The 25420-nt window shown below is 67.5% G+C and carries 22 protein-coding genes; 10 read left to right on the top strand and 12 right to left on the bottom strand.

Annotation, left to right across the window (positions count from 1 at the left end; genetic code table 11):
- Nucleotides 1-2 precede the first annotated feature (2 nt).
- From E1263_RS04695 to E1263_RS04680, 4 genes are read right to left on the bottom strand one after another with little or no spacing between them, the layout of a single operon-like run.
- Nucleotides 3-680, bottom strand: coding sequence for a DUF998 domain-containing protein (locus E1263_RS04695; protein ID WP_132165725.1), 678 nt, complete (start codon nt 678-680; stop codon nt 3-5).
- A 53-nt stretch (nt 681-733) separates the two neighbouring features.
- On the bottom strand, nt 734-5206 hold the full coding sequence (locus E1263_RS04690) for a glycoside hydrolase family 2 TIM barrel-domain containing protein (RefSeq protein WP_132165723.1): 4473 nt from the start codon (nt 5204-5206) through the stop codon (nt 734-736).
- 54 nt (nt 5207-5260) lie between these two features.
- On the bottom strand, nt 5261-6292 hold the full coding sequence (locus E1263_RS04685; protein WP_132165721.1) for an acyltransferase domain-containing protein: 1032 nt from the start codon (nt 6290-6292) through the stop codon (nt 5261-5263).
- Between the two features lie 53 nt (nt 6293-6345).
- Nucleotides 6346-9006 (bottom strand): helix-turn-helix transcriptional regulator, encoded by a 2661-nt coding sequence (locus tag E1263_RS04680; protein ID WP_132165719.1) that lies wholly within the window; start codon nt 9004-9006, stop codon nt 6346-6348.
- Between the two features lie 134 nt (nt 9007-9140).
- On the opposite strand from E1263_RS04680, the gene E1263_RS04675 reads away from it, so the two are divergent.
- Nucleotides 9141-10151 (top strand): medium chain dehydrogenase/reductase family protein, encoded by a 1011-nt coding sequence (locus E1263_RS04675; RefSeq protein ID WP_132165717.1) that lies wholly within the window; start codon nt 9141-9143, stop codon nt 10149-10151.
- A 43-nt stretch (nt 10152-10194) separates the two neighbouring features.
- On the top strand, nt 10195-10746 hold the full coding sequence (locus E1263_RS04670) for an ester cyclase (protein ID WP_165956466.1): 552 nt from the start codon (nt 10195-10197) through the stop codon (nt 10744-10746).
- Here E1263_RS04670 and E1263_RS04665 read toward each other — a convergent pair.
- Together E1263_RS04665 and E1263_RS04660 are read right to left on the bottom strand one after the other, a co-directional pair.
- Entirely contained in the window at nt 10722-11138 is a 417-nt protein-coding gene (locus tag E1263_RS04665; protein ID WP_132165713.1) for a GNAT family N-acetyltransferase, read from the bottom strand. The genes E1263_RS04670 and E1263_RS04665 overlap by 25 nt on opposite strands.
- Nucleotides 11086-11487 (bottom strand): DUF805 domain-containing protein, encoded by a 402-nt coding sequence (locus E1263_RS04660; protein ID WP_165956465.1) that lies wholly within the window; start codon nt 11485-11487, stop codon nt 11086-11088. The genes E1263_RS04665 and E1263_RS04660 overlap by 53 nt, the downstream gene beginning before the upstream one ends.
- Before the next feature lie 910 nt (nt 11488-12397).
- Between E1263_RS04660 and E1263_RS04655 the strand changes: the two genes are divergently transcribed.
- Nucleotides 12398-13408, top strand: coding sequence for an NAD-dependent epimerase/dehydratase family protein (locus E1263_RS04655; RefSeq protein WP_132165709.1), 1011 nt, complete (start codon nt 12398-12400; stop codon nt 13406-13408).
- Nucleotides 13409-13412: 4 nt separating this feature from the next.
- Nucleotides 13413-14054 (top strand): TetR/AcrR family transcriptional regulator, encoded by a 642-nt coding sequence (locus E1263_RS04650; RefSeq protein ID WP_132165707.1) that lies wholly within the window; start codon nt 13413-13415, stop codon nt 14052-14054.
- Here E1263_RS04650 and E1263_RS04645 read toward each other — a convergent pair.
- From E1263_RS04645 to E1263_RS04635, 3 genes are all read right to left on the bottom strand, one after another.
- On the bottom strand, nt 14051-15157 hold the full coding sequence (locus E1263_RS04645; protein WP_132165706.1) for an NAD(P)/FAD-dependent oxidoreductase: 1107 nt from the start codon (nt 15155-15157) through the stop codon (nt 14051-14053). The two genes, E1263_RS04650 and E1263_RS04645, sit on opposite strands and share 4 nt — an antisense overlap.
- Nucleotides 15158-15219: 62 nt before the next feature.
- On the bottom strand, nt 15220-15879 hold the full coding sequence (locus E1263_RS04640) for a response regulator (protein WP_132165704.1): 660 nt from the start codon (nt 15877-15879) through the stop codon (nt 15220-15222).
- Nucleotides 15876-16733, bottom strand: a complete 858-nt coding sequence (locus E1263_RS04635; RefSeq protein WP_132165702.1) for a sensor histidine kinase — start codon at nt 16731-16733, stop codon at nt 15876-15878. The genes E1263_RS04640 and E1263_RS04635 overlap by 4 nt, the downstream gene beginning before the upstream one ends.
- A gap of 121 nt (nt 16734-16854) precedes the next feature.
- Here E1263_RS04635 and E1263_RS04630 point away from each other — a divergent pair, with 121 nt between their 5' ends.
- Genes E1263_RS04630 through E1263_RS04620 form a run of 3 tightly spaced genes read left to right on the top strand, consistent with a single transcriptional unit; the run spans nt 16855 to nt 18844 of the window.
- Nucleotides 16855-17556 carry an ATP-binding cassette domain-containing protein gene (locus E1263_RS04630; RefSeq protein WP_132165701.1) on the top strand — a complete coding sequence of 234 codons (702 nt, stop codon included), beginning with the start codon at nt 16855-16857 and terminating at the stop codon, nt 17554-17556.
- Nucleotides 17553-18260: an ABC transporter permease gene (locus tag E1263_RS04625; protein ID WP_132165699.1), complete on the top strand. Its 708-nt coding sequence runs from the start codon at nt 17553-17555 to the stop codon at nt 18258-18260. Before E1263_RS04630 ends, E1263_RS04625 begins: the two co-directional genes overlap by 4 nt.
- On the top strand, nt 18257-18844 hold the full coding sequence (locus tag E1263_RS04620; protein ID WP_132165697.1) for an ABC transporter permease: 588 nt from the start codon (nt 18257-18259) through the stop codon (nt 18842-18844). Before E1263_RS04625 ends, E1263_RS04620 begins: the two co-directional genes overlap by 4 nt.
- An 11-nt stretch (nt 18845-18855) precedes the next feature.
- On the opposite strand, the gene E1263_RS04615 is transcribed toward E1263_RS04620, so the two are convergent.
- Together E1263_RS04615 and E1263_RS04610 are read right to left on the bottom strand one after the other, a co-directional pair.
- The gene (locus E1263_RS04615) at nt 18856-20328 is read right to left on the bottom strand and encodes a multicopper oxidase family protein (RefSeq protein ID WP_202868718.1); all 1473 of its coding nucleotides are present in this window, start codon (nt 20326-20328) and stop codon (nt 18856-18858) included.
- Complete coding sequence (locus E1263_RS04610) at nt 20325-20546, bottom strand: hypothetical protein (RefSeq protein WP_132165695.1); 222 nt, start codon at nt 20544-20546, stop codon at nt 20325-20327. Before E1263_RS04610 ends, E1263_RS04615 begins: the two co-directional genes overlap by 4 nt.
- A 120-nt stretch (nt 20547-20666) precedes the next feature.
- On the opposite strand from E1263_RS04610, the gene E1263_RS04605 reads away from it, so the two are divergent.
- From E1263_RS04605 to E1263_RS04595, 3 genes are read left to right on the top strand one after another with little or no spacing between them, the layout of a single operon-like run.
- Nucleotides 20667-21845, top strand: a complete 1179-nt coding sequence (locus E1263_RS04605; protein ID WP_238161076.1) for a sensor histidine kinase — start codon at nt 20667-20669, stop codon at nt 21843-21845.
- Nucleotides 21842-22510 carry a response regulator transcription factor gene (locus E1263_RS04600; protein WP_132165693.1) on the top strand — a complete coding sequence of 223 codons (669 nt, stop codon included), beginning with the start codon at nt 21842-21844 and terminating at the stop codon, nt 22508-22510. The genes E1263_RS04605 and E1263_RS04600 overlap by 4 nt, the downstream gene beginning before the upstream one ends.
- A gap of 16 nt (nt 22511-22526) precedes the next feature.
- Nucleotides 22527-23039, top strand: coding sequence for an NUDIX domain-containing protein (locus tag E1263_RS04595; RefSeq protein WP_132165691.1), 513 nt, complete (start codon nt 22527-22529; stop codon nt 23037-23039).
- Nucleotides 23040-23137: 98 nt separating this feature from the next.
- Here the strand turns inward: E1263_RS04595 and E1263_RS04590 are convergent, their stop codons facing one another.
- Nucleotides 23138-25186 (bottom strand): PQQ-dependent sugar dehydrogenase, encoded by a 2049-nt coding sequence (locus E1263_RS04590; RefSeq protein WP_202868717.1) that lies wholly within the window; start codon nt 25184-25186, stop codon nt 23138-23140.
- Between the last annotated feature and the right edge of the window lie 234 nt (nt 25187-25420).

The raw sequence follows: 25420 nt of genomic DNA, 5'->3' as shown, positions 1-25420 counted from the left end.
CATCAGCCGGTAGCCACCGACCGCGCGGTTGATCGCTGCACCGCGAGGAGCGCGACCCCGGCCAGCAGCTCGGCAGCAATGAACGGGTAGACCGAGCCGCGTTCGAACGCCGACGAGATCGTGCTGCTGCCGGTCGCGCCCATCACGATCAGCGACAGCAGCCCGACCACCCCGAGCGCGATCCCCGCCGTACCCCAGCTGCGGTGGATCGGGCGCAGCCGCAGCCCGACCACGATCGACGCCGCGTTGGCGGACAGGATCAGCAGCGCGGCACCGAAGATGTGGATCGCCATCCCGTTGTCGAGACCCGCCTCCGGTGAGCCGTGGAACAGGCCGACCAGGCTGAAGCCGATCGCGTGGATGATGCCCAGCACCGCGTAGATCCACGGCCGACGGCCGGGCAGGAGGCGATACAGCAGCAGCGCGGCGACGCCGTACAGGACGCCTTGCGCGATGAAGCTGGTGTTCATCAGCGTGTGCAGCGGCGAGCAGATGACCCGGCCGCCGACCTCGCCACCGCACGACGGCACCCCGAGATCACTGATGTTGTTGTGCGCATAGCTGTACGGCGGGTTCTTCCACGCCGCCGCGGTTACCGCCTCCAGTACGACGTACTGCACTCCCGCGACGACCAGCGCAGCCGCGCCGACCGCCGTACTGATCGATTTCGAACTCGTCATGTCCGCCCTCCGATGAGATCTGGTGGGCGGAGGTTGCTCACAAAGCGTAGCGGTCAGGTATCGCAATGGAGGTTTGCGGCGGCCCAATCGGCGTGGTCATGGGCGTTGCCGTTGGCGGCCGGGGTGACTTTGAGCCGGAGGGTAGTGGCGTTGGTGGTGTCGATGGTGATGGGAGTGGCTGGGCCGGCGCCGGTCAGAGTGGGGCTGACGTAGCGGCGGGTGTTGTCGGTGTAGACCTCGAACTCGACGCTGCCTTCGCTGCCGACCTCGTCGTCGACACCGATGTTCGCGGTGAAGGACGCGCAGCGGCCGCCTAGGTAGATGTCGACGGTGGACTCTGCGTGAACACCCAGGCCGGACGGGTACGTCGTACCGCCGATGGTGATCGGGAGTCCGTCGGAGTCGCCTTGTTCGCCGTTGCTGCGGTTGCGTTCGACCGGGCCCCAGCCGTTTTGCTCGGTGAGGAAGTCGAGGGTGCTGACTGCGACGTCGCCGCGGGGCGGTGCGGGGGCGCCGGCGAGTTGGGCGGAGGCGAGGACGGTGCGCGCTCCTCGGGCCGAGATCTCGGCGGTGACTGGCCGGGTTCCGCGGGGTGAGCCGGCGCTGCGGGTGATCTTGACGACGGTCGCGACCGACTTGCCGGGCTGGATGGTGCCGAGGTTGGCAGTCGCGGGTTGGACGGTCCAGCCGTCGGCCGCGCGCAGGACCGCCGAGGCGGACTGCAGCTCGGCGCGGCAGGGGTTGGTGACGGTGAAGGTCGCGTCGATGGTCTCGCCAGGCTCGACGGTCGACTTGGCCGGAACCAGAGTCGTGTCCGGCGCGCAGGCCACTTGGCTGTGCGGTTGGCCGTTGGCCCGGACCTCGGCGCGACTCAGCGGTCGGAGCAGGACCGAGTAGGCGAACTCACGATCGGCCTCCACCTGGTACTGCGGAAGCTGCTCGTGGAACGTCTCGCTCACTCCGGTGACCGCGGTGCTGACATGCAGCGTCGTACCGTCCTTGTTGCGTTGCAGGGCGTGCGGATAGACCGCGCGGTCGGCGGCGTCGTACTGGTCGACGGCCACGTTGAGGTCACCGGCGACAAGGAGGCCGCCGGACTTGCCGTCGGTGAGGGTCGCCCAGCGGACGTCGCTGTGGTTGCCTTGCTCCTGCGGCTGGACGTAGGGGAAGTACTGCTCGGCCACGGTCGATGAGTAGACACCGACCGGAGTTGCCGCCTTGCGGTCGCTGTAGTTCTCGACCGGACCGCGGCCGTAGTAGGTGAACTGCTGGAACGCATCCGGCACCTTCAACGCGAACCCGAGCCGCGGCAGGTACGGAACCGTCCGCACCTTCCCTTGCGGGTCGGCCCGGTGATAGACGCGGACCTCGCCGTTGCCCGTGACGGTGTAGACCATCGTCTGGCCGAAGGATGCGTCGGTTACTCCCGGAGCAGCCGCCGTACTGCGTGCTGTCACGGTGACCGTGTCTGCCTGGCGGTCAACGGTGAAGTCGGACACCGTGGTGGCTAGCCGGTCCAGCCCGGCGTTGCGCCAGGTGGCTGCCTCGCCGCCCATCTCGTTGACCAGCGGTGCGCGCCAGGCATCGAGCTTCGGACCGCTGGTCAGCAGCTCGGCGCCACGGACCTTCATCGAGGTCAGCGTTCCGGCGGTCTTGTTGAACGTGTAGGTGAAGTCGCGGCCTTCGACAAGCGTGTCCGAGCCGGATTGGCGCACTGTGAGTTTGCCGCTCGGCTCCGGCGAGGTGACGCCGCGGACCTGCTTGCCACCGACCGAATATTGACCAAGCGAGACCACATGCCCGTTCTTCTGCACGGCCTGTACGTCGAGGAACCGCTCGAGACCGGTGGTGGGTGGCAACTTCGGCAGCGGCACGGACTTCGTCGTACCGGGTGCGATGTCGAGCGGCTGCCGTCCGGATGCGAGCGTGCGATGGCCTTCCTTGACGCTCCACTGCAGCCGGACGTCCTCGGTACCGGTGAACGCTCGCTCGTTGGTGATGCTCAGGCGGCCGTCCTGGTACGTGCCGAAACGGATCGGGGCGTGGACCAGCGCGAGCTCGTGGGTCTCGGGCTGCAGTGTCCGGTCCGCGTTGACCAGACCGTCCACACCGCCCGGCCCCGCGCCGTACGTCTCGTAGGTGCCCTTGTTCTCGACCTTGTCGAAGTCGAGCGCGAGGACGGCGGATGTCTTCGGGTCGGCCGCGAGGTCGGTTTCGGTCAGCGCGCGGTGGTAGATCCGCACGTTGTCGAAGGTGCCGTGCGACGGCCGCGTCGAGGGGTTCTCCTGGGGGTCCGGGTTGCGGCCGATGTTGAGCGGGTCGTAGGAACGAGCGATCGTGCCGGTCCAGGCGGTCCGCCCGGCTTCGACGCCGTCGACCAGCAACCGCAGCGTGTTGCCGTCGAAGGTCCCGGTCACCCGGTGCCAGTTGCCGCGCCAATCAGCCGGTACGGCGGCCCTGACGGTGTGCCAGTCGCCGTTGCCGTAGACGAAGAACTCCAGGGTGTTCTCGTCGGCCATCTTCAGTGCGTACTGACGGTTGCCCTTGGCAATCATGGTGAAGTCGCCGGTCCAGCTGTCGGGCTTCACCTGCAGGTCGAGAGTCAACCCGGTCGATACCTCGTCGAACTTCGGGTCGCGATAGACCTCGACCCAGTCGTCCAGGCCGGACAGGTAGAGGCCCTTGCCTTGCTTGCCGTCGACCTGTTTCGGAAGCCCGGTCAGCCAGGCCATGATGTTGTTGCCGGAGGCATCGGGCGTGACTCGCAGTGGCTGGCGAAGATTCTGGTCGGCCCAGTCCCAGATGAATCCACCCTGGACCTGCGGATAGCGCCGTACGACGTTCCAGAACTCGTTGAAGTTGCCGAAACCGTTGCCGCTGGCATGGGCGTACTCGCCCATGATGATCGGCTTCTGGGTGGTCTTGGCCATCGCCTCCAAGCCGTCGGGCGACGGATAGCGCGGGCCCCAGACGTCGGCGAAGGGGGCATCGCCGTCCGGACCGTTGGACTGGTGGTAGAGCGGGCGGCTCGGGTCGTTGGCGGTCGCGTACTCAGCCATCGAGTAGTGCGCCTTGCCCAGCCCGGCCTCGTTTCCGGTGTCCCACATGAACACGCTCGGGTGGTTCTTGTCCCGCTCGACCATGCCGACGAAGCGGTCCAGGAACGCCTTCTGCCACTCGGGTTTCTCGGCCAGACAGTTGTTCGGGCAGCCGTCGTGGTGGTGGGTCTCGATGTCCACCTCGTCGGCGATGTAGATGCCGCGAGTGTCGGCCAGGTCGTAGAAATACGGGTCGCTCGGGTAGTGCGACGTACGGACGGCATTGAGGTTCAGCTGCTTCATCAGGGCGACGTCCTCGAGCATCCGTCCGGTGGTCGCGTGCCGGCCGGTGGCCGGGTCGGTCTCGGCGCGGTTGGTGCCCTTGATCAGGATCCGCTTGCCGTTGACCAGCAGCTGCTTGTCCTTGATCTCGATCGTCCGGAAGCCGGTCGGCTGGCTGGTGATGTGGGTGACCCGGCCGGTCGGGTCGATGAGCTCGACCACGACGCGATAGACATTCGGCGTTTCGTCACTCCACTTGGCCGGTGCGGTCACCGGTGCGCTGACGCTGATCTTGCCGTTGGCGATCGTGGTGCCGGTCGTGCTGACAACCTTCCGGCCCTTCGGATCGTGCAGCGTGGTCCGAACGGAGTAGCCGGCTGTTTGACCGGCTACGTCGATCTCGGCGTTCAAGGTGGCGTTGCGGTACTCGGCATCCAGCTTGGGCTTGAGCGTGATGTCCTGGACGTGGACCTCAGGCGTGGAGTACATCCAGACGGACCGGAAGATCCCGGCGAACCGCCACTGGTCGTAATCCTCCAGATGCGAACCCGCAGACCAGCGATGCACCTGCAGCGCGACGGTATTGCGACCAGCCTTGAGCAGCGGACTCACATCGAACTCGGCCGGCAGATACCCGCCCTGGTCGTAGCCGGCGTACTTGCCGTTGACCCACACGAAGTAAGCGCTGGTGACGCCCTCGAAGCGAAGGAACGTCTTGCGATCCTGCCAATCCTTCGGTACGTCGAACTGGCGCACGTAAGCGCCCGTCGGGTTCACATCGTGCGGCACGTTGGGCGGATCGTCCGGCCACATCTCGGTCGGGATGTTGCGGAAGATCGGGTGGTCCAGCCCATCGGTCTGCCAGGTGTGCGGTACGTCGGCAGTCGGCCAAGCGCTGGTGTCGTAGCCGTCATCGTGGAACCCGGCCGGCACATCCTGTGGCCGATCGGCCATCTTGATCCGCCACTTGCCATCCAGCGATCGAGTCCACCGACTGTCCTTGCCGGCTTTGATGGCCTGCTGAGTGTCGTCGTACGGGCGAAGCTCCGCGTGCGGCGCCTGCTGTCCCTCGCCGACGAGCTGCGGATCCTCGAGGTACTGATAGACGTCCGGTGGGGGAGCGGCCGCCGGTGCCGGAGTCGCCGGCAGCAGGGCGAGCATCGGCAGAGCGGTCAGAGTCCACACGAGGGCACGGCGCAGCGACATGTCGATCCCAATCCATGGGGCGGATGCATCGGGTCAATCACTCAGGATCGAACACTATTCGACCAGATTACTCAAGGTGTTGGAAACGTTTCTGTCAGTATTCGGCCGGAAGCCGATCCGCAGGTGGAAGTGCCGGCCGGAGCTCAGATGAGTGACGAAGGCTCGCTGGAGCGTGGTGTTCTGCGGGATGCCGGCCAGATCCGCGGCGGTGAGTTCGCCGTCGGGTGGATCGAGCTGGAGCGCGAGCCGCATGATTTCGTGATCACCCTCGTACGGCGTACTGGGCGTGAGTAGCGGGAGAATCGTGAAGCGGCGCTGGAAGGTGAGGATGTTCGAGTCGGCCGGGAGATATTCGGCCAGTTGCGGATCGAGCAACCAGGACGGACAGACCAGGCCGGTGATCGGCTCATCCGGATACCACTGTGGGAACAGTTGCAGCGCCGCAGCGATCGACTGCTCGGAGACCGTGGCGTCGAGCGGACCGGTCGGCGGCACATGCACCATCAGTAGATGCCCCGCGACGCCGTCGCCGAGCCCGAGGTGTGTGCGCGTGAACGAATGCCGCCCGATCTCGTAATCCGCCCCACGGAACCGCAGCGGCGGACCCCACAACGGCATGAGCCCGACGCCGGGCCGACCGTAGATCTCGCGATGACTTCCCATCACACCACCGAGCGCGGCGACGGTAGCCCTGCTGATTGCGTCAGGGACACCGCGCTGCCGGTGTACTTCGAGGAGCCGCGGCAGGCTGGCGAGCAACGCCCAGGCCCAGGCGAACATCCCAACCTGCGTTGACGATTCGGGCACCACTGGCCAAGCGGTGTGTCCAGTCGAGGGGAGCGGCTGCTCCAGATCCCGCTCCAAGCTCGCGGCCAAGGCGGCCGTCAGCGCCCACCACTCCGGATGCTTTACCGGATCCGGCCGAGCGGCAAGCATCTCCGCCCGATCCCGTTCCGCAACCCCGCAATACACCAGCAACTCCGCCGCATCAGCTGCGAGCTGTACGTCGTTGGTCGGCAGTTCCCTGAATTGCTTTAGCGCAGTTTCCGGGAATCCAAGCCGTTGGGCAGCTTCGTCAAGGTCCATCGGGTGAGCTCACCACGGGCCGCCCCCGCTGCGCACGACTCGTGTGACCCAGCTCACAATGAAAGGTCCCGGAGTTGCCTGCGGGACGTGATGTCGAGCTTGCGGAAGATGTTGCGCAGGTGGGTGTCGATCGTGCGTGGGCTGAGGAACAGCGTGGCCGCAACCTCCTTCGACGTCTCCCCGCCGGCCACCTTCGTCGCGATCAGCCGTTCCTGCGCGGTGAGACTGTCCAGCGGGTTCGTGCCCTCCCGCCGCGGACGCTGACCTGTGGCCGACAACTCCCTCGCTGCTCGCTCGGCAAAGGCGGCTGCGCCCATCGCGGCCAGCGACTCGTGCGCCGCCTGGAGCTCGACGCGGGCCTCGGCCCGACGACCCTCGCGCCGCAACCATTCGCCGTACGCCAAGCGCGCCCGCCCATGCTGCGCCCGTACGTCGGTCTGCGCGAGCAGGTCGATTGCCTCGCGGTACCGGCTGTCGGTGTCCGGCGAGGCCGGGTCAAGCAGGGCCTGGGCGAGGAGGTGTTGCGCGATCGCCCAAGGGACCGGATTCGCGCGCGCGAGCCCCGCAAGCTGTTCCATGGCCGGGACTGCGGCCTCGGGACGCCCGGCTCGAGCCGCGGCCTCGACAAGTTCGGAGTCGAGCGGCCAGACGACGTACGAGCCGAGCGCCTTCTCCGCGTAGGCGGCCAGGGTGGCGTCGAGCGCGGCGGCATAGTCGCCCAGTCCGTTGCGCAGGACCGCCGTCGCGTAAAGCGCCGCGACCAGTTCGTCGCGCCCGACGCGGTCATGGATCGACGCCCTCAGTTCGTCGAACTGCTCCGCGTTACCGCGCCACGCGGCGAGGATGACGTCGGCGAACGCGAGGCTGACACTCCCGGCCGCTTCGTCGACCGCGTTCGCCTCGGCGAGACCGGCCTCGGCCTCGTCGAACCGGCCGAACAGCGTCTTGCCGATCGCCTGGAACTTCAGTGCCTGCGGGAGAATCGCCAGCGCGGACTGCCGGCGTGCCAACTCGACCTGCCGGGCTGCGATCTCGTCGGTCGCCTGCGAGTCGGCCAGATCAAGCGCCATCATGCAGGCGAGTTCCATCCACCAGGGGTCCGCTAGGTCCGCCGTACGGAAGGCATCGACGGCTCGGCGCATGGCCGGCACCGCTTCATCGACCGGCAGCATCGCCTGGTCGAGGAGCGCATCCAACAGCAAGTCGGCCGGACGCGGATCCTCGCGTGGCGGGACCTGTGCGCGGATACGAGTGCCGAGCTGCCGCAGCCGACCGGGCAGGCGGTCGATGAACATTGCGGACGAGAACGCCTCGATGTAGGTGCCGGTTGCGTCGTCCGGGCCGAGGTCGGCGGCGGCGCTGACGAGGGCAGCGGTCGCCTCCGGACTACGGGTGACATGTACGTCGATTGTGGCGGCCTGCAACCGCACCTGCGCGCGTTGCCCGGCATCGAGTGGATGGCGGTCGGCCCGCGTGAGCAGCTCGCGGGCGTCGGCGAACGCGCCGAGTTTGAGTCGCAGACTGGCCGCAGCGAGCAGCCGCGCGGCCTGTCCGGCAGGCTCAGGGCTGAGCTGGGCGGCGCGTTCCAGGAAGGAAGCCGCGGACGCGAAATCACCGCGGAGCTGGGTGCGCTCAGCCGCGTCGGTCAGCTCGGCGGCGACGTCCTCATCGGTATCGATGACTGCGTGCGCTCGATGCCAGGCGCGGCGATCCGGGTCGATCTGTCCGTCGGTCGCGTCGGCGAGCGCCGCGTGCAGGCTGCGGCGGACGCCCGGAGTCACCGACTGGTACGCCGCCGATCGGACGAGCGGATGGCGGAATCGCAACCGCGGTCCGAGCGTCACCAGCCCGTCGTTCTCGGCCTCGGCGGCGACCGCCAGATTCAGGTCGAGGCGTTTCGCGGCCCGACGCAGTAGACCGAGGTCGCCAACGGGTTCGGCCGCGGCCAGGCCGAGGAGCAATTGCGTTGCCTCCGGCAACCTTCGCACCCGGCGGGTGAACTCCGCCTCTAGCTCCTCCACAACACTCTTGCGCGGGCCGTCCGCAGCGCCGTCGAATTCCAGCAGGGCCAACGGATTGCCGTGAGCCTCGGCCAGAATGCGATCCAGTACGGCGGAGTCGAGCCCCGCGCGTCCGGTCGAACGCAGGAGCGCCTGCGCCTCCTTCTCGTCCAGCCCGGCCAGTGGCAACTGCGGCAGGTCGGGGAAGCCGGCGCCGTCCGGGCGCCCCGAGAGGATCATCGCGACCCCCTCGGAGGAGATGCGGCGCGCGACAAACGCGAGGGCCTGTCGGGTACCAGCGTCGATCCACTGGATGTCGTCGACGACGCAACAGACGGGCTGCTGCCGAGTGAGCTCGTTGAACAGACCCAGTACGGCGAGTCCGACCAGGAGCGGACTTGGCGTCGTACCGGCTGCTAGTCCGAACACCGATTCCAGAGCCTGCCGCTGGACCTCGGGCAGCGCTGTGCGTGCCTCGATGACGGGCGAGCAGAGTTGGTGCAGAGCGGCGTACGGGAGATCTTGCTCGAACTCGCTGCCGTCGGCGCGCAGGATCAGCCAGCCGTCGAGACCCTCGGTGACCGTCTCGAGCAGCGTGGATTTGCCGATCCCGGCCTCGCCGAGCACCACTACCGCGCCGCCGCGCCCATCGGTCGCGCCTTGGGTGAGGGCTTCGATCGCCTGCAGTTCCTTCTGGCGGGCTACGAACTGCATCGGCTCGGTTCTCCTGCGTAGTCGGTGGGCGTCGGGTCTACGTACGCAATCTACGTAGTTCTCGCCGACGCGCCGAGTCCGGCCCCGGCGGCAAGGTTGACCCCGTCAGCAAGACGCTCTGGAGGAGGAAAAAGATGATCACCGAGGTTCAACTGCCGGGAATCGTGGAGCCGGACGGGCTGGAGCTGCGTCGGCGGGAGACCCCGGAGGTCGGGGCCGGCCAGGCGCTGGTCCGGATGGAGGCGACCGGAGTCTCGTTCGCCGAGCAGCAGATGCGACGCGGCAAGTACTACGACCAGCCGCCGTTCCCCTTCGTTCCCGGGTACGACGTGGTCGGGGTGATCGAGGCTCTCGGGTCTGCGTCGTCGGAGTTCTCTGTCGGTCAGCGGGTCGCCGCAGTCACCAAGACCGGCGGGTGGGCCGACCGACTGGTGGTCAACACCGCGGATCTGGCGCTGGTGCCGGACGGGGTCGGCGCCGAGGAGACCGAGGCCGTGATCGTGAACGGCGTGACCGCTCGGCGGATGCTGGCGATCGCCAAGGTCCGGCGCGGCGACACCATCGTCGTACTGGGGGCGAACGGCGGTGTTGGCTCGCTGCTGGTTCAGCTCGCTCGGCACGCTGGGGCGCAGGTCATCGGGGTCGTGTCGAAGCGGCACTTCCCGTACGTCCGTGAGCTTGGGGCGATCCCGGTCGACCGGTCGGTGGATGTTGGTGCCGCGGTTCGAGCGATCGCGCCGAACGGCGTCCAGGCGGTGTTCGACCACGTTGGTGGACCAGAGATCAAGAAGTCCTGGGCCATGCTCGGCCACGGTGGATCGCTTGTCTCCTATGGATCCGCAGCCACCATGAAGGATGAGGGCAACGCCCGGCTCCCCGTGCTGGCGCTCGTCGTACGGCTCCTGCTGTGGAACTTCCTGCCGAACGGAAAGTCCGCCACCTTCTTCAACCTCTGGGCCGGCCGCCGCCGGCTCGCCCAGCACCAGGTTGCCATGCGCAACGACCTCGAAGCCGTCTTCGGCCAGCTCGCCGCCGGTGACATCACCGCCCGGATCGCCCGCGCCTTCCCGCTCTCCGACGTCGCCGGGGCTGTCCGCTATGCAGAGTCCGGCTCAGCCGCCGGCAAAGTCGTCATCATCCCCTGAATCTGTTCGCCCTGAACCTGTTCCCCTGAAAGGACTTCTCGTCATGTCTCGCACCACTCGCTTGATCGCCGCTCTCGCTCTCTCCGCCGGCGTCGAGGTTGCCGCCGTACCGGCCACGGCCGCTCCCGCCACCGTCCCTGTCGCCAGCTTCGGTCACCACTCGCCGCGCATCGTCCAGCAGTGGGCGAACGCCTGGACCACCATGAACCCCGTTGCCATGAGCAACCTCTTCGACAAGAACGGCGTCTACATCGACCACGCCTTCCAGGCCTCGTTCACCGGCCCCGCCGGCGCCAAACTCTGGGTCGAACTCACCGCCGACAGCATCAACCCCGCCAAGGTCGCCGTCCACGACACCATCGCCCAAGGCAACAACATCGCCGTCACCTGGACCTTCAGCGGCACCTTCACCGGCGACTCACCCTTCACCCCGCCCTACACCGCCGAAGGCAAGTCCTTCGCCGTCCCCGCCACGTCGATCATCACCCTCCGCCACGGCAAGATCCTGAAGATCGACGACTACTACAACCTCGCCGACATCCTCCGCCAGGTAGGCCTCCCCGCCGGCGCCTACACCCCGCCGTCCGCTCCCTGAAACAACCAAGGCCCGGTGCAGTCGGCAAACCCGGCGCGGCGATAGAAACCCGCGGCCGCCTCATCGATCCCCGACACAAAAATCACCTCAGCCCCCAACCGCGCCAGCCAACCGCGGCACTCGTCGAGCAACAGTCGCCCGACGCCAGTGCCGCGGTGGGCCGCGTCCACCACCAACTCCTCGACCATCCCGTAGGCGCCCGCCCTGTAATCCACAAACGTCACGACCGCGACCCCGATCACCGGCTCGCCCGCGACAAACGTCTGCGCCTCCTGCCGGATCCGCGGCAGCGTCGTCCCGGCGAGGTCAGGATGCAGTTGGCGCAGTACCTGATGAATGTCAGCCCGGTCGGCCGGGGCCGCCGGCCGGATAGTGAATGGCGGGCGGCTCATAGATCGCCGGCCTGCCCTTGGGGTCCGCGCCGAAGCGGTTGGGGCCGGGGGTGCTGTCGGTGCTGAGGAGCACCAGGACGTAGATCAGACCGAGGCCCGAGATGCCCAGCAGGATCCACCAGCCCCGGCGGTTGGTGTCGTGCAGTCGGCGGATGGCGACGAGCAGGACGACGAGGTACATCACCCAGAAGGCCGCGATCGCCACCGAGTCCAACGTGCTCTCGGGCCGGTCGATTTCGGCGCCAGACACCGTCACTGGCACGAACCAAGCCGCGACGAAGAGCCAGAAGGTCCGCCGCCGAGTGCGACCGCGAAAGTCGAACACCGCCCTGAGGGCTCTGATGATCACCGTCGTGACGGTAGAACCCGCCAACGTATGGCGAAGCCCGCTGACCCGAACCTGCCACCGCGCTCACCAGCAATTTCGCGTACTGCGGCCAGGTCCGCCGTACGGCGATCTCGCCATCGCTCATGCCGCTCGTCACCTTTCGCGCCGACTTTGTGTCCCCACCAACCGTTTTTCCGGCGCGGAAGTGGTTGGTGGGTGCTCAAAGTCAAGGGGCGTGCACAGAGGTGAAGTCATCGCGTTGCGGCGACTTCGCGGGCTGCGGTGATGACGAGGTCGGGGCGGTCGAGATGGATGTAGTGGCCGGAGTCGGTTGCCATACCCCATCAACCCCCGCCTGCCGGCCCTCGGTCAACTGGGTAACCACCACGAGCAGCACGAGCGACTGCAGGTGGTCGGGTCCACCCATTTAGTGCGTCCCAGAACACGATCGCGCACTCGGCTCTTTCAGGCGCTAGCGGGTACCCGGGCCCGCGAGTGGGTTCACCGTGCACGGGGTGCTCCGAGTGGGTTCACCGTGCATCTGATCCCCGAGTGGAGGGAGTGTGCTGTTGGCAAACGTTGGCCGGCGGCAATCTCCTTCCACTCGGTGCTGGTTCGGCAGGGTGGGTTCAGTGGCGGCGCCACTCGCGCGAGTGAACCCACTGTGCGAATGCTCCGCGAGTGGGTTCACCGTGCACGCTCGGCCCTGCGAGTGGGTTCACCGTGCGCAGGCGGACCCCGCGAGTGGGTTCACCGTGCACAGGTGGTGGGCAAGCGTTCGGGAGTGCGACTACCTGCAGTTGGTCGTGTCGGGCGACGAGAAGTGGAGATTGTGTCTCCGGTTACATTTGCGGGAGAAACGGAGATGGTATCTCCGGATAGTGCTACCGTCTTAAACGGAGAGTGGATCTCCGTTAAACGAGGAGGAGTGATGGGCGAGACGGTGTTGGTGACTGGTGGGACCGGGTACGTCGGCGGGTGGGCGATCGTGGCTTTGCTGGAGCGGGGGTATGACGTCCGGACCACCGTGCGGACCCTGGAGAAGGCGGATGCAGTCCGGGCGGCGGTGGGGGCGAGTGAGCGGTTGTCGTTTGCGGCGGCTGACCTGACCAAGGACGCCGGGTGGGACGAGGCGATGCAGGGCGTGGACTACGTGCTGCACGTGGCGTCGCCGCTCGGCGACGAGAACTCGACCGACGCCGAAGCCCTGATCGTTCCGGCGCGTGACGGCGCACTCCGGGTGCTCAAGGCGGCCACGCGGGCCGGCGTCAGGCGAGTCGTGATGACATCCGCGGCCAACGCGGCCAGCCCCGCGTCGTACAAGGAAGACAGCGTCACCGACGAGACCCTGTGGACGGTCGATGACCCATCGCTCCCCGCCTACCGCCGCTCGAAGACGCTGGCCGAGAAGGCCGCCTGGGACTTCATCGACTCGTACGACGGCCCGACCGAGCTCACGACCGTCCTCCCCGGAGCGGTCTTCGGCCCGATCCTGACCGCGAACAATGTCGGTACGACGCAGATCATCCAGCGCATGTTGACCGGCAAAATGCCCGGTACGCCGAAGATCGGGCTCGAGGTGGTCGACGTACGGGACCTGGTCGACCTGCACATCCGCGCGATGGTGTCGGCCGAAGCCGGCGGCCAGCGGTTCCTCGGCACGGGCGAGTTCGTGTGGATGCGCGACATCGCCGAGGCGTTGAAATCCAGGCTCGGCGAGCAGGCCAAGAACGTGCCGACGCGTCAGCTCCCGAACTTCGTCGTACGGCTCGCCTCGATCTCCGACCCGGCGCTGAAGGCGATCACGATCAGCCTCGGCCGCCGAAACCGCCACAGTACGGCGAAGGCCGAGCACATCCTGGGATGGAAGCCCCGGCCGGCCGCTGAGACCGTGGTCGAGTGCGCGAAGAGCTTGATTGCACAAGGCGCAGTGAGACGATGACGAGGTGAGCACCCCCGCCCCCCGCAGTGCCCGAAGCGACTCGGTGCGCAACCGGGAACGACTCGTGGTCGCGGCGCGCGAAGTCTTTGCAGAACACGGCTTCGGCGCGACGCTCGACGATATTGCGCGCCACGCCGGGCTCGGCACCGGGACGGCGTACCGGCATTTTCCGAACAAGCACGCGATCGCCGCCGAGGTGCTGCGGGATGCGACCGAGCAGATCGTCAACGACGCCGAAGAGGCCTTGGCGATCGAGGATCCCTGGGCGGCGCTGGTCGAGTTCTTCGAACGGACCGGCGCCCGCCAGGCCGCGGATCGGGGGCTGTACCAAATGCTCACCGGGCAAGGCGATGACGAGCAGCAGGCCCGGATCTGGCCGCGGATCGTTGCCGCCGTCACCGAACTCTTCGAGCGCGCGCAGAAGGCCGGCGCGATCCGGCCCGACGTCGAGGCGCAGGACATCGCCGCGATCTTCGCGTTGCTCGGCCCGGCCTTCACGATGAGCCGGACGATCCGGCCCGACCTCTGGCGCCGCTACCTCGCGCTGATGCTCGACGCCCTCCGCCCGGCGGACCGGCCCCCGCTGCCGGTCGATCCGCCACCTGTGGAGTCGCTCAGCGAGATCCTGCGCAGCGGCAAAGGCTAAACAGAGGCGACAAGCCCCGGCCGCCGCTGGCTGTAGAACGCGCCGCCGACAATGGCTGCCTTGTACTTCGCCGCCAGCCGACCGGTCAGCACAGCCTCGACCGGCGAGTCATCGGCCCGAACGAACTGGATCAGCCCGTCCCGCCGACCGAGGCTGATGCACTGGTTGAAGTAGCGGAACTTCATCCCGCGCGGCTCCCGCCCGTTCAGCCGATCGTTGATCGCCCGCGCCAGATGGCTAGCCATCGGAATCCCAGTCGCACAAGCCATCCGCAGCTCGTCCCGACCTTCAGGTCGAACGACCGCCGCATCCCCGATCGCCGACACCTCGGGATGCGACACCGACCGCAGGGTGGTGTCGACCAGAATCCGCCCGTTGTCGTCGACCGCGAAACCAGCCTTGCGAGCGATGTCCGGCACCTCGAACCCAGTCGTCCACACGACGACATCCGCGTCCACCCGGCCACCATCCGCAAGCTGCAGACCCTGACCATCGACCGCCACCACCCGCGCGCCCTCGACCTTCGAGATCCCCAATCGGTCGAACACCTTGTGCAGGTGCCGCCGCCCGCGCTGCGACAGCGCGCCACCCAGCGCACCGGCCGTGACCAACTGGATCTTCCGTCCTGGATAAGTCTCCGCCAGTTCCGTCACTGCCTCGAGCCCGGTCAATCCACCACCCACCACAGCAATCGACCCACCACTCTGCAACCGATCCCGCAGCCGCCCGGCGCTCACCACATCCGCGACCGTGAACGCATACTCACCAACCCCCGGCACCGAATCCAGGTCTGCCCGACTCCCCAACGCATAGACCAGTACGTCGTACGCGATCTCCTGACCGCTCAACGCCACCACCCGCCGCTCGGCGTCGATGTGCACGACCCGATCGACAACGAACTCGATCCCCGTCCCCTTCAGCAGCTGGGCAATCGGCCGCTCCGGCAACGTCTTCCCCGAAGCCAGTTCATGCATCCGGACCCGCTCCACGAACGTGTCCCGCGCGTTCACGAGCGTGACCTGCCCCTTGGTACGACGTGCAGCCAGCTTGGCCGCGATCATTCCGGAGTACCCGGCTCCCAGTACGACGATGTGCGGTGTCATCTCTGTCCCCTTTTCGACACCCCAAGGACACCGCCCACCAGCACCGTGTGACATGACGGTCGTCACAGGCGCGGCGGTGCCGTCACCAGCCCGCGTTCGTACGCGGCGATCACGAGCTGGGCGCGGTCGCGGGCGTGCAGCTTGGCGAGCAGGTTCCCGATGTGGGTCTTGGCGGTGCCCATCGAGATCGTCAATGCCTGGGTGATCTCCTGGTTGGACAGCCCGCGCCCGATCAGGGTGAGCACCTCCGCCTCCCGCTCGGTCAGGTCGGCAGCCGTTGCCTGAGGCATCGATCGGCCGAGGTAGTGCTCGACGAGGCGGGTCAGGATGCTCGGGGCGAACAGCGATTCACCGGCATGCGTTCGCCGGACGGCATCGACGAGGCGTTCCGGTTCGGCGTCCTTGAGCAGGAAGCCGCTGGCTCCGGCGTACAAGGCAGCGTGGACGTACTCGTCCAGCTCGAACATGCTCAGTACGACGACGCGCGTCGCCGTCAGCGCGGTCGTGATCTGCCGAGTCGCTTCGATCCCGTCGCCGTCAGGCATCCGGATGTCCATCAGTACGACGTCAGGCCGCAACTCGACAGCCCGCGCAACAGCCGCCGTACCGGTGCCGGCCTCGCCCACCACCTCCAGATCGCTCGCCCCGTCGACGATGAGCCGCAGGCTGTGGCGGATCAGCGGCTGGTCGTCGACCACCAGGACCCGAACCGACGGGCTCATTGGTGGTCCGGAAGGTGAGCAACGACCTCGAACCCCGCTGATTGCCGAGCACCGGCCCGCAGCGTTCCGCCTACAGCACCGACCCGCTCGCGCAGCCCGGCGAGCCCGGCTCCGGCGCCCGGATGCGGGATCCACCCGGCGTCCGGTCCGTCATCGGCGACGGTGACCGCGATAGCGCCGGCATCCCTCCGTACGGCGACCTTGGCGCGCACCGGCCCGGCATGTCGCGCCGTGTTGGCGAGCGCTTCGCGGACGATCGCACAGACGGTGAGCTGGATGCCGCCCGTCACCTCGCCGAGGTCGGCGACAGTGAGCTCCGCCCGTACGCCGCTGGTCCGGGCGAACTCGACGATCCGAGGCAGATCCGCCAACGACTCGGCCGGCTGCAACGCCGTACCGTCGCCAGGGGAGCGCAGTACGGCGAGCATCCGGCGGAGCTCGGTGGTAGCCTCGCGGCCGGCCTGCTCGATGTCGGTGAGGGCGGCGAGTCGCTCGGCATCGCCGTCGGTCCCGGTCAAGGTGCGTGCGGCAGCGGCGCGGACGGTGATGAGTCCGAGTCCGTGGGAGGCGAGGTCGTGGAGGTCGCGGGCGATGCGTAAGCGCTCGTCCTGAGTGGCCCGCTCGGAAGCCCAGGCGGTCAGTTCGTCCTCGTATTGCTGCCGTTGGCGGCGAGTCCGCAGCAAAGCCCAACCGACGACCAGCACAGCGCAAAGCACGGTGGCGGACGTGACGGCGATGGTGGCTGCGGGTGGGCTGGCGCCGACGGTCGCGAGAACGAGCAGCAGTACGACGAGCACTCCGAAAGCGGCCGGCCAGGCGCGGGAGCGCAGTACGGGCCGATCGCGAGCGTCCATCCGGTCAGTTTAAAGAACCGGTGGTTCCCGCACATCGGACTCAGGTCTGACGGATCGTGGTCTGAGCAAGTCCCGACTGCGGTCCGATCCGCCGCGGTCGGAGGATGGCTGGGATAGGCGCATGATCACGATCGACCAGCTCGTCAAACGCCGCGGCTCGCGGACCGTCCTCGACAATGTCGGCTTCACCGCCAGGCCCGGCCGGGTGACCGCGTTCCTCGGACCGAACGGCGCCGGCAAGTCGTCCACGCTGCGGATACTGCTCGGCCTCGATCGCGCCGACGATGGCCATGCGCTGTTCGACGGACGCCCGTACCGAACGCTGCCCGATCCGCTGCGCACCGTTGGCTCGATGCTCGAGGGATCCGGCGCGCACCGGTCCCGGACCGCCCGCAACCATCTGGCCTGGGTTGCCCGAAGCAACGGTATTCCGCGGCGCCGGGTTGCTGAGGTGCTGGCCGAGGTCGGTCTGGCCGCCGACGCTCGGGTCCGCGTGGCGAAGTACTCGCTGGGAATGGGGCAGCGACTGGGGATCGCTGCGGCGTTGCTCGGCGAACCCCAGATCCTCGTCCTCGACGAGCCGGTCAACGGCCTCGATCCGGAAGGCATTCGCTGGATCCGGCGGTTGCTGCGCGACCACGCCGACGCCGGTGGCACCGTGCTGCTGTCCAGCCACCTGATGACCGAGGTGGCAGACGTCGCCGACGACCTGGTGGTGATCGCGAACGGGCGGATCGTGACCACCGGCACCGTCACCGAAGTGACCTCAGGGTACGCCGATCTCGAGGAAGCCTTCTTCGCGCTGACCGGGGTGACCCGATGAATGCCCTCAAAGCCGAGCTGTACAAGGCTTCTACGCTGCCGGCCGTCTGGGCCGGATTTGCTTTGACCGTTGTGGGTTGTATTGCCCTCGAGGTGTTGCTGGCGAGCCAGGGCGATGTCACAGGCACCGACAGCCTGCCGATGGGAACCGTCGGGGCGGCCGTGATCGGAGTCGTTGCCTTCAGCAGCGAATACACCGCTAACAGTGCCGACGCAGGCGGCGGCCGCCAGATCACTACCACGCTCACGACAACGCCGAGCAAGACCCGGGTCCTGCTGACGAAGGCGCTCACCATCGTCATCCTGATCGTGCTCAGCGCTGTCGTTGCCATGCCCGTCGCCGTCGGCATTGCGCGACCGGACGTCCCGGCCGATGAACTGTTGACCAGTTGTCTCGGGGCAACGCTGTACTGGGTCCTCAGCGGCCTGCTTGGCTTCGCGATCACGGTGGTGCTTCGCAACGGCGTCATACCGCTGATCTTGCTGATCCTGAACAGCTCGCTGGTCTCGGTCTCGCTCCTGCTCACGAAACTCACCTCGCTCGCCTACTGGTTGCCGGACCTGGCCGGACGCCGGCTTTTCGGCAGCGGTGTCAGGACGGTCGACAGCGGACTGGACGCCGTACCGGGTGGGTTGGTGATGGCGGGCTGGGCAGTCCTGCTCTGCCTGCTGGCAGGGTTCGTCTTCGCCCGGCGGGACGCATGAACGTCGTACTCGCGGAGCTGTCCAAGCTCCGCACCCTTCCGCTCACCGGATTCACCGTGGCGGGGATCCTCGCCTGCACCGCACTTCTCGCGGCCGCGGATCAGGCGGTCGACATCATCATGTACGTGCAGGCAGGGTTCGTCCTGCTGGGGATCATCCCGGTGGCGCACGAGCACGCCGGTCGCCAGTTCGGTACGACGCTCATCGCCGTACCGGCCCGTGGTCGTCTGCTCGTCGCCAAGAGCTTGGCCACTGCCGTCGTCATGGCGCTGACCGCTGCCGCCACCGCCGTGCTGGGGGGAGCCGAGCGGCCGGTGGGCGCGGCGGCGTATCTCGTGTTCATCGGTCTCTTCGCGTATGCGGTCGCCGTGGTTGTTCGGCAACTCATTCCAGCTCTGGTCGGCATGCTCAGCCTGATCCTGATCGTTTCTCCCGTGCTCGCCGACCACGGCCGCTGGCTCCCCGACCGAGCGGCGGCGGAGCTCTACCAAGGTTCCGCAACCATCGGGGCGCTAGGGGCCCTCGCCTGGGTCGCGCTGATCGGAGCCGTCGCGACCGTTCAGTTCCTCCGACGGGACCTGTGACCGCCCGCCCCTCACCGGACCCGGAAGTTGGCCATCATCATCATGTCTTCGTGCTCCAGGTTGTGGCAGTGGAAGACGTACTTGCCGCGGTACCCGTCGAAGCGGAGCAGTACCTCGGCCTCGTCCCCGCTGGCCAGATCGACGGTGTCCTTCCAGCCGGTCGCCGTCCGCCCGGGATCCACGACCTGGAACGGCGCGAGGTGGATGTGGATCGGATGCGGAACGTTCTGTGCCCGAAGCTTCCAGAGTTCGACCGTGCCGAGGGCAGGCTCGGCCACGATGGTGTCCGGACTGAACGCCTGGCCGTTGACTGCCCAGGTGGTCATCCCATGATGGGACGGGCCGTTGCGTTCGAACGTGAACTGCCGCTGTACGACGGCCTGCGACCGGCTCAGTGGTTCGATCTCGGCCAGCCGATCCGGGACGCGGCTGTCGTCGGATCCGCTCCGGGCGACGACGAACCGCATGACGTTCTTGGTCCCGCCCGATCCGAACCGATTCGTCAACGTCACCTGCTGGCCGACGGCGTATCGGGAGAAGTCGATGATGACGTCGAACCGCTCGGCCGGTGCGACCGGAAGATCGTCATGTTCGACCGGTGCGGCCAAAAGCCCTTGGTCACTACCGATCTGGACGATCGGCGTGGGCGGATCGAGCTTCAGCTTGTACCGGCGGGCGTTGGAGGCGTTGAGGATCCGGAAGCGATATCGCGTCGCACTCACCTCGAGCACCGGCCAGGGCGCGCCGTTCACCAGGATGCAGTCGCCCAGCACCCCACTCATGTATTCGCCGGCCACCCCAGGCATGCCTTCCATCATCATCGGGTAGTGGAACGAACCGTCCTCGGCGAACGCCCGGTCGGTGATCATCAGTGGGATCTCCCGCTTACCGCGTGGCAACGGCAGGGCATCCTCGACGTCGTCGCGGATCAAGTGGAACCCTGCCAACCCTTTGTAGACCTGCGGTCCGGTGTAGTCCATCGTGTGGTCGTGGTACCACAGCGTGGTCGCTGCCTGGTCGAGCGGATAGGTGTAATCCCGCGACCCGCCCGGCTTGATCACATCGGTCGGGTAGCCGTCGGAATCGGCCGGAGTCCGACCGCCGTGCAGGTGCACCACGGCCGGTACGGCGAGCTCGTTCCGATGCCGTACGACGATCTGCCGGCCCCGGCGCGATTCGATCGTCGGTCCGGGGAACGTTCCGTCGTACCCCCAGATCTCGGTCGTCAGCCCCGGCAGGATCTCGACCTTCGCGGCGCGCTGGGTGACGTCGTACCGGTCGGTCCCGCTGGGGCGCAGGACGGCCGGGATCGGTAGCGGGACGGTGAACGGTTCGGGCAGCTTCGCCGTACTGCGCAGAAGCGTCCCCGCACTCGACTCGGTCTCGTTGTTCCCGCCGCCCCCGCTACTGGCGGAGCAGCCGCTGCTCGCGCCGAGCAGCAGCCCTCCGACAGTTGCTTGAAGCAACTTCCTGCGCCGGATCACTTGCTTGTACCAGCGCGCCGCCGGTGGTCGATGACGATGGCGGCGATCAGTCCGGCGATCGCGAGCCCTTGCTGCCCGAACCCGATGACGAAGGTCCAAGGCGCTTCGACCGAACCCTTGTTCGCGACAACGATCCGGCCGACCAGTTCCCCGAATATCAGCAAACCCGCCAGCAGCCCGAGGAACAGACCGAGGACGGCGACTCCTAGTGTTCTCATGGCTCCGACGCTAGACAGCGGAGCCGCCGCGGACAGCCCGCTGCTGTTGCCGATCCGGCGCCGCAATCGTCAACATCCGACGACTGCGGACGACGCCGACCCTGACCTATCCTCGAAGCTGTGGACCAACCCGGTACGGCGGATGCAGCGGGCAGTACGCGGTTCGGGGTGACCCCGGACCTGCTGATCGACATCGCGCTCGGTCTCGTGACGTCGGCTGTCGTGGCAGTGGCGATCGCGATGGACCTCGGCGGACAGCGCGGTCCCGATGCGATCGCCTACCTGTTCGCGGTCGCGCTCGGAGCCTTGATGCTGGTCCGGCGGCAGTTCCCGGTGCTCGCGTTGGCGGCGACCGTCGCCGGGCTGCTGGCCTATTACGCGATCGGGTACCCGGCGGTCGGGCTCGCGCTACCGGTCGCCGCCGCGCTGTATTCGGCGGCCGAAGCGGGCAAGTTCCGGATCGCCGGTGCGACGGCCGTTGGGCTGATCGTGGTCAGCACGGCCTTTCGGCTCGTGCAAGGGGAGAGCGCCGGCTACCTGATCGGGTTCGAGCTGGCTTCGACGGCCGGGTTGATGCTGAGCGCGATCGCCCTCGGCGCCACCGTCCGCGCAACCAGGCTGCTGCGGGCCGAGCATCGCCGTACGGCGGAGCGATCCGCGGCCGAGAAGGAGAGCGAAGCAAGACGCCGGGTGGAGGCCGAGCGGCTGCGGATAGCACGCGACCTGCACGACGCGATCGGGCACACGATCGCGGTGGTGTCGGTGCAGACGAGTGTCGCGCTGGAGGCGCTCGACGACGATCCGGAGACGACCCGATCGGCCCTCGGCACGATCCGGACCACCAGCAACACGGCGGTGCGCGAGCTGCGGGCGATGGTCGGGCTGCTCGACGAAAGCGCGGACCGGAGCCCGGTGGGTTCACTGGAGCACCTGGGGTTGTTGATCGAGGCAACGATCGGAAGTGGGCCGGAGGTCGAGCTGCAGACCGAAGGGGAGCCGCGGCCGCTGCCTGCAGTCGTGGACAGTACGGCGTACCGGATCGTTCAGGAGGCGTTGACGAACGCGCTGCGGCATGCCTCAGCGAACCGCGCGGTCGTCGTCCTGCGGTATCAGCCGGCCTGCCTCGGGATCAGCGTCACCGACGACGGAATCGGTACGACGGTCGACGAGTCGCGCGGGCGAGGCCTGACCGGGATGCGGGAGCGGGCCGGGGTGATCGGTGGCGACGTCTCGTTCAGTTCGCGACCCGGAGAAGGGTTCCGGGTCGAGGCGACGCTGCCGTTGGGGGAGCACCGGTGATCCGGGTGGTGGTCGTGGACGACCAGCAGTTGATGCGATCCGGTCTGGTGGCGCTGCTCGAACGCGATGCCGAGATCACCGTGGTCGGTCAGGCCGGGGACGGCACCGCCGGTGTCGCGACAGTGCGCGCTGAGCGGCCGGACGTCGTACTGATGGATATCCGGATGCCGGGCGTGGACGGGATCGAGGCGACCCGGCGGATCGTTGCCGACGAGCGGTTGCGGGCGACCCGGGTTGTCATGCTGACGACGTTCGACACCGATGAGCACATCTTCGCCGCGATCCAGGTTGGTGCGGCCGGTTTCCTGTTGAAGGACACTGACCCTGACGACCTCCGAGCGGCTGTGCGGACGGTCGCGAACGGTGATGCGCTGCTCTCCCCGTCGGTCACGCGGCGCGTGCTGGCCCAGGTCGCTGCCGATCGCCGTACTACTGACCCCTCGCGGCTCGCGCCACTCACCGACCGCGAACGTGAACTGCTGGTCGAGATCGCGGCCGGCCGTTCCAACACTGAAATCGCTGCCCGCCTCTATCTGACCGCGGCCACCACCCGCACCTACGTCAGCCGGCTGCTCACCAAACTCGACGCCCGCGACCGCGCCCAACTCGTCCACATCGCCTACGAGTCCGGCCTCAGTACCCCGGGAGACCCACCGACGGGGTAGGCCCGAGACTGGTGCCATGAGTCGAGAAGCGGATCTGCTGGCCGAGGGTGAGCCCGAGAAAGAGTGGAACCCGGGAGTCGCGGAGACCTTGCCGCGGAAACGGGTGTCCGGGGGTGCGCTGATCCGGGATCAGGAGGGGCGGATCCTGTTCATCGAGCCGACGTACAAGCCGATGCTCGATATCCCCGGCGGCATCGCCGAGTTCGACGAGTCGCCGTACGACGCGTGTCAGCGGGAGGTGATGGAGGAGGTCGGGCTCGACCTGACGATCGGGCCGCTGCTTGTCGTGGACTGGGATCCCGCACGCGGTGTCTGGCACGACGCGCTGGCGTTCGTCTTCGACGGCGGCGTGCTGACCGGCAACGAGCAGTTGGTCCCCCAGCCGGACGAGGTCCGCGCCATCCACTTCCTCACGCTGGCGGAAGCCGCGCCGCGCACCTACCCGTCGATGGTCCGCCGCCTCAGCCGCGCGCTCGATGCCTTGGAGTCCGGTGCGCCGCAGTACTCCGAGTTCGGTCGGCGTCGGTAAGAACATGTAGTAGGTGTCTACGTAGACCGCCCGGCACGCTCAGCAAGTGAGCGGCCGGGCGGCCTTGACGCAGTACTATGTGTTCTTGGCTACAAGGATCAGCCGAACTTGAGGCGGACGATCACGTTGTCGAGCACGGTCGGCGTACCGCCGTTCTTGTCGTTGTTGGTGGAAGTGAGCCACAGGCCGCCGTCGGGGGACTTGGTGACGCTGCGCAGCCGGCCCCAGCGACCGGAGAAGACCGCTTGCGGGGTGCCGACGCCGTTGCCGGCGGAGTTGATCTGGGTGACCCACAACTGCGAACCGGTGACTCCGGCGATGTAGATCCAGTCGTTGACGATCTCGATACCGCTCGGACCTGCTTGCGACGTCGACCACGTGCGCTTCGGCGCGATGTAACCGCCGCAGTCTCCGATGGTCCCCTCACATGCGGGCCAGCCGAAGTTGCCGCCCTTCTGGATCAGGTTGAGCTCGTCCTGGCTGTTCTCGCCGAACTCCGACGCCCACAGCTGACCGCGCGAGTCCCAGGCCAGACCCTGCGGGTTGCGGTGACCGCGGCTCCAGACGTAGCGGGCATTGCCGCCGGTGCTGAAGAACGGGTTGTCGCTGGGCGCCGTACCGTCGGGGTTGGCCCGCAGGATCTTGCCGTTCAGCGAGCCGTTGTTCTGCGCGTTCCCGGAGTTCTGCGCGTCGCCGACCGAGACGTACAGCTTGCCGTCCGGACCGAAGGCGATTCGGCCGCCGTTGTGGTACCGGTTCTTGGTCAGACCGGTGAGCACCGGCGACGATGTCGTGGCCAGCACGCCGTTCTCGTACTTCATCCGCACGACCCGGTTGTCTCCTGAGGCCGTGTGGTAGAAGTACACCCAGTTGTCGGTGGCGAAGGTCGGCGAGATCGCGATGCCGAGCAGCCCGCCTTCACCGGTGGTCGTCACTGCACCAGGAACCTTGCCCAGCGTGGTTTTCGTGCCGTTCGCCTGGACCCGCACAACCTCGAACCGGTCCCGCTCGGTCACCAGCGCCGACCCGTCCGGCAGGAAGGCGACGCTCCAGCCGAGGTCGACCTTCGCGATATCACGGTCGTACGCCGGAATCCCGCCGGTGCCCGTGGCTGCGGTCTTGACGGTCAGGGCGTTGCTCGCGGCCGAGGCGTTGCTGTCGGGGTCGCGGGCCTTCACAGTGAACGTGTAGTTGGTGTTCGCGGCCAGCCCGGTCACGGTCGTGGTCAACGATCCGGTCGAGGCCACCTTGGCCGTGCCCTGGTAGACGTCGTACCCCGCGATGCTGCCGCTGTTGTCGGTCGACGCGTTCCAGGCCAGCGAGACGCTGTTGACGCTGACACCGGTCGAGCGCAGGTTTGTGGGTGCCGTCGGGGGCTGTGTGTCACCGCTGCCCGGCGTCGTGAACGCGACCACGTTGCTCTGCTGCGAAGCGTTGCCTGCGGCATCGAATGCACCGACAGAGATGTCGTACGCCGTGTTGGCCGTCAGGGTGTCGACGGTGGCCGACAGGGTGTTCGCGTCGACCACCTTCAGGACGTTGCCGCCGCGGTTGATCTCGTATCGCGTGACGGCGACGTTGTCGCTGGCCGCGGCCCAGGTGAAGGTGGCCGCGTTCGACTTGATGTTGCTGACCACCAGGTTGCTCGGCGGGGACGGCGGTGTGACGTCGTCGCTGACCGGGTTCACCGTTAGCTTGTCCGCGTTCGGTCCGCCGTCGGCGGTGGTGGCGCGGGCGCGAATCTTGTTGGTACCGGCGGCGAGCTGGAGGCGGACGGTCTTGGTGACCCACGTCGTCCAGGCGCCAGTGCCGGGGTAGGTGATACCGACCGCGCCGGCCACGCCGTTGACAGTCCAGTCGAGCGGTCTGGTGGCCGCCGTACCGTTGGCGAAGCGCAGGGTCACGTCAGCCGGTCCGGCCGGCGCGTTGGCGATCGTCCATTCGACGTAGCTGCCGACGAGGTTGTCGTAATTGACGAAGCCGCTGCCGGTGAATCCGGCGTGGTTGGACTCGACGACTCCTTGGGAGATGGTCGCGTCTTCGGCCTGGTAGTCGGTCGGTGCGGCGGTGGCCGTCGGGGGAGCGGCGAGCAGGGCGAGTGCTGTCGCCAGCGCCGAGGCGCCGGCTATCAGGCTGCGCCTGAACATGCGAGGTTTCATTTCGAGTTCTCCTGAGTGTTCCGGGGCGGAGGAGCTGCAGGGAGACCACAATTTCGCGCTATTAGGAAAGTTTCCTAACATTATTCCCGCATGAGACCACCAGTGACGGATTGCTGTCAACCGGTGAACGCCGGAGCTGACAGCAGGTGGTCAAAGGCGTCTGGCATGCGCTTTCCCAATTCGTCAGATCGTACGAGCATCCGGGCTTCGTCGCTAGAGAGC

It is taken from the genome of Kribbella antibiotica (assembly GCF_004349055.1).
Classification (GTDB): Bacteria; Actinomycetota; Actinomycetes; order Propionibacteriales; family Kribbellaceae; genus Kribbella; species Kribbella antibiotica.
Note: the sequence above shows the minus strand (reverse complement) of the source record. Positions and strands in the feature narration are given on the sequence as shown.

Coding starts and splice junctions, on each gene's coding strand:
- E1263_RS04675 (WP_132165717.1), top strand. CDS start 9,141: ATGATCACCGAGGTTCAACTGCCGGGAATCGTGGAGCCGGACGGGCTG.
- E1263_RS04645 (WP_132165706.1), bottom strand. CDS start 15,157: ATGACACCGCACATCGTCGTACTGGGAGCCGGGTACTCCGGAATGATC.
- E1263_RS04670 (WP_165956466.1), top strand. CDS start 10,195: ATGTCTCGCACCACTCGCTTGATCGCCGCTCTCGCTCTCTCCGCCGGC.
- E1263_RS04685 (WP_132165721.1), bottom strand. CDS start 6,292: ATGGACCTTGACGAAGCTGCCCAACGGCTTGGATTCCCGGAAACTGCG.
- E1263_RS04690 (WP_132165723.1), bottom strand. CDS start 5,206: ATGTCGCTGCGCCGTGCCCTCGTGTGGACTCTGACCGCTCTGCCGATG.
- E1263_RS04695 (WP_132165725.1), bottom strand. CDS start 680: ATGACGAGTTCGAAATCGATCAGTACGGCGGTCGGCGCGGCTGCGCTG.
- E1263_RS04620 (WP_132165697.1), top strand. CDS start 18,257: ATGAACGTCGTACTCGCGGAGCTGTCCAAGCTCCGCACCCTTCCGCTC.
- E1263_RS04625 (WP_132165699.1), top strand. CDS start 17,553: ATGAATGCCCTCAAAGCCGAGCTGTACAAGGCTTCTACGCTGCCGGCC.
- E1263_RS04635 (WP_132165702.1), bottom strand. CDS start 16,733: ATGGACGCTCGCGATCGGCCCGTACTGCGCTCCCGCGCCTGGCCGGCC.
- E1263_RS04640 (WP_132165704.1), bottom strand. CDS start 15,879: ATGAGCCCGTCGGTTCGGGTCCTGGTGGTCGACGACCAGCCGCTGATC.
- E1263_RS04665 (WP_132165713.1), bottom strand. CDS start 11,138: ATGAGCCGCCCGCCATTCACTATCCGGCCGGCGGCCCCGGCCGACCGG.
- E1263_RS04655 (WP_132165709.1), top strand. CDS start 12,398: ATGGGCGAGACGGTGTTGGTGACTGGTGGGACCGGGTACGTCGGCGGG.
- E1263_RS04630 (WP_132165701.1), top strand. CDS start 16,855: ATGATCACGATCGACCAGCTCGTCAAACGCCGCGGCTCGCGGACCGTC.
- E1263_RS04595 (WP_132165691.1), top strand. CDS start 22,527: ATGAGTCGAGAAGCGGATCTGCTGGCCGAGGGTGAGCCCGAGAAAGAG.
- E1263_RS04590 (WP_202868717.1), bottom strand. CDS start 25,186: ATGTTCAGGCGCAGCCTGATAGCCGGCGCCTCGGCGCTGGCGACAGCA.
- E1263_RS04610 (WP_132165695.1), bottom strand. CDS start 20,546: ATGAGAACACTAGGAGTCGCCGTCCTCGGTCTGTTCCTCGGGCTGCTG.
- E1263_RS04680 (WP_132165719.1), bottom strand. CDS start 9,006: ATGCAGTTCGTAGCCCGCCAGAAGGAACTGCAGGCGATCGAAGCCCTC.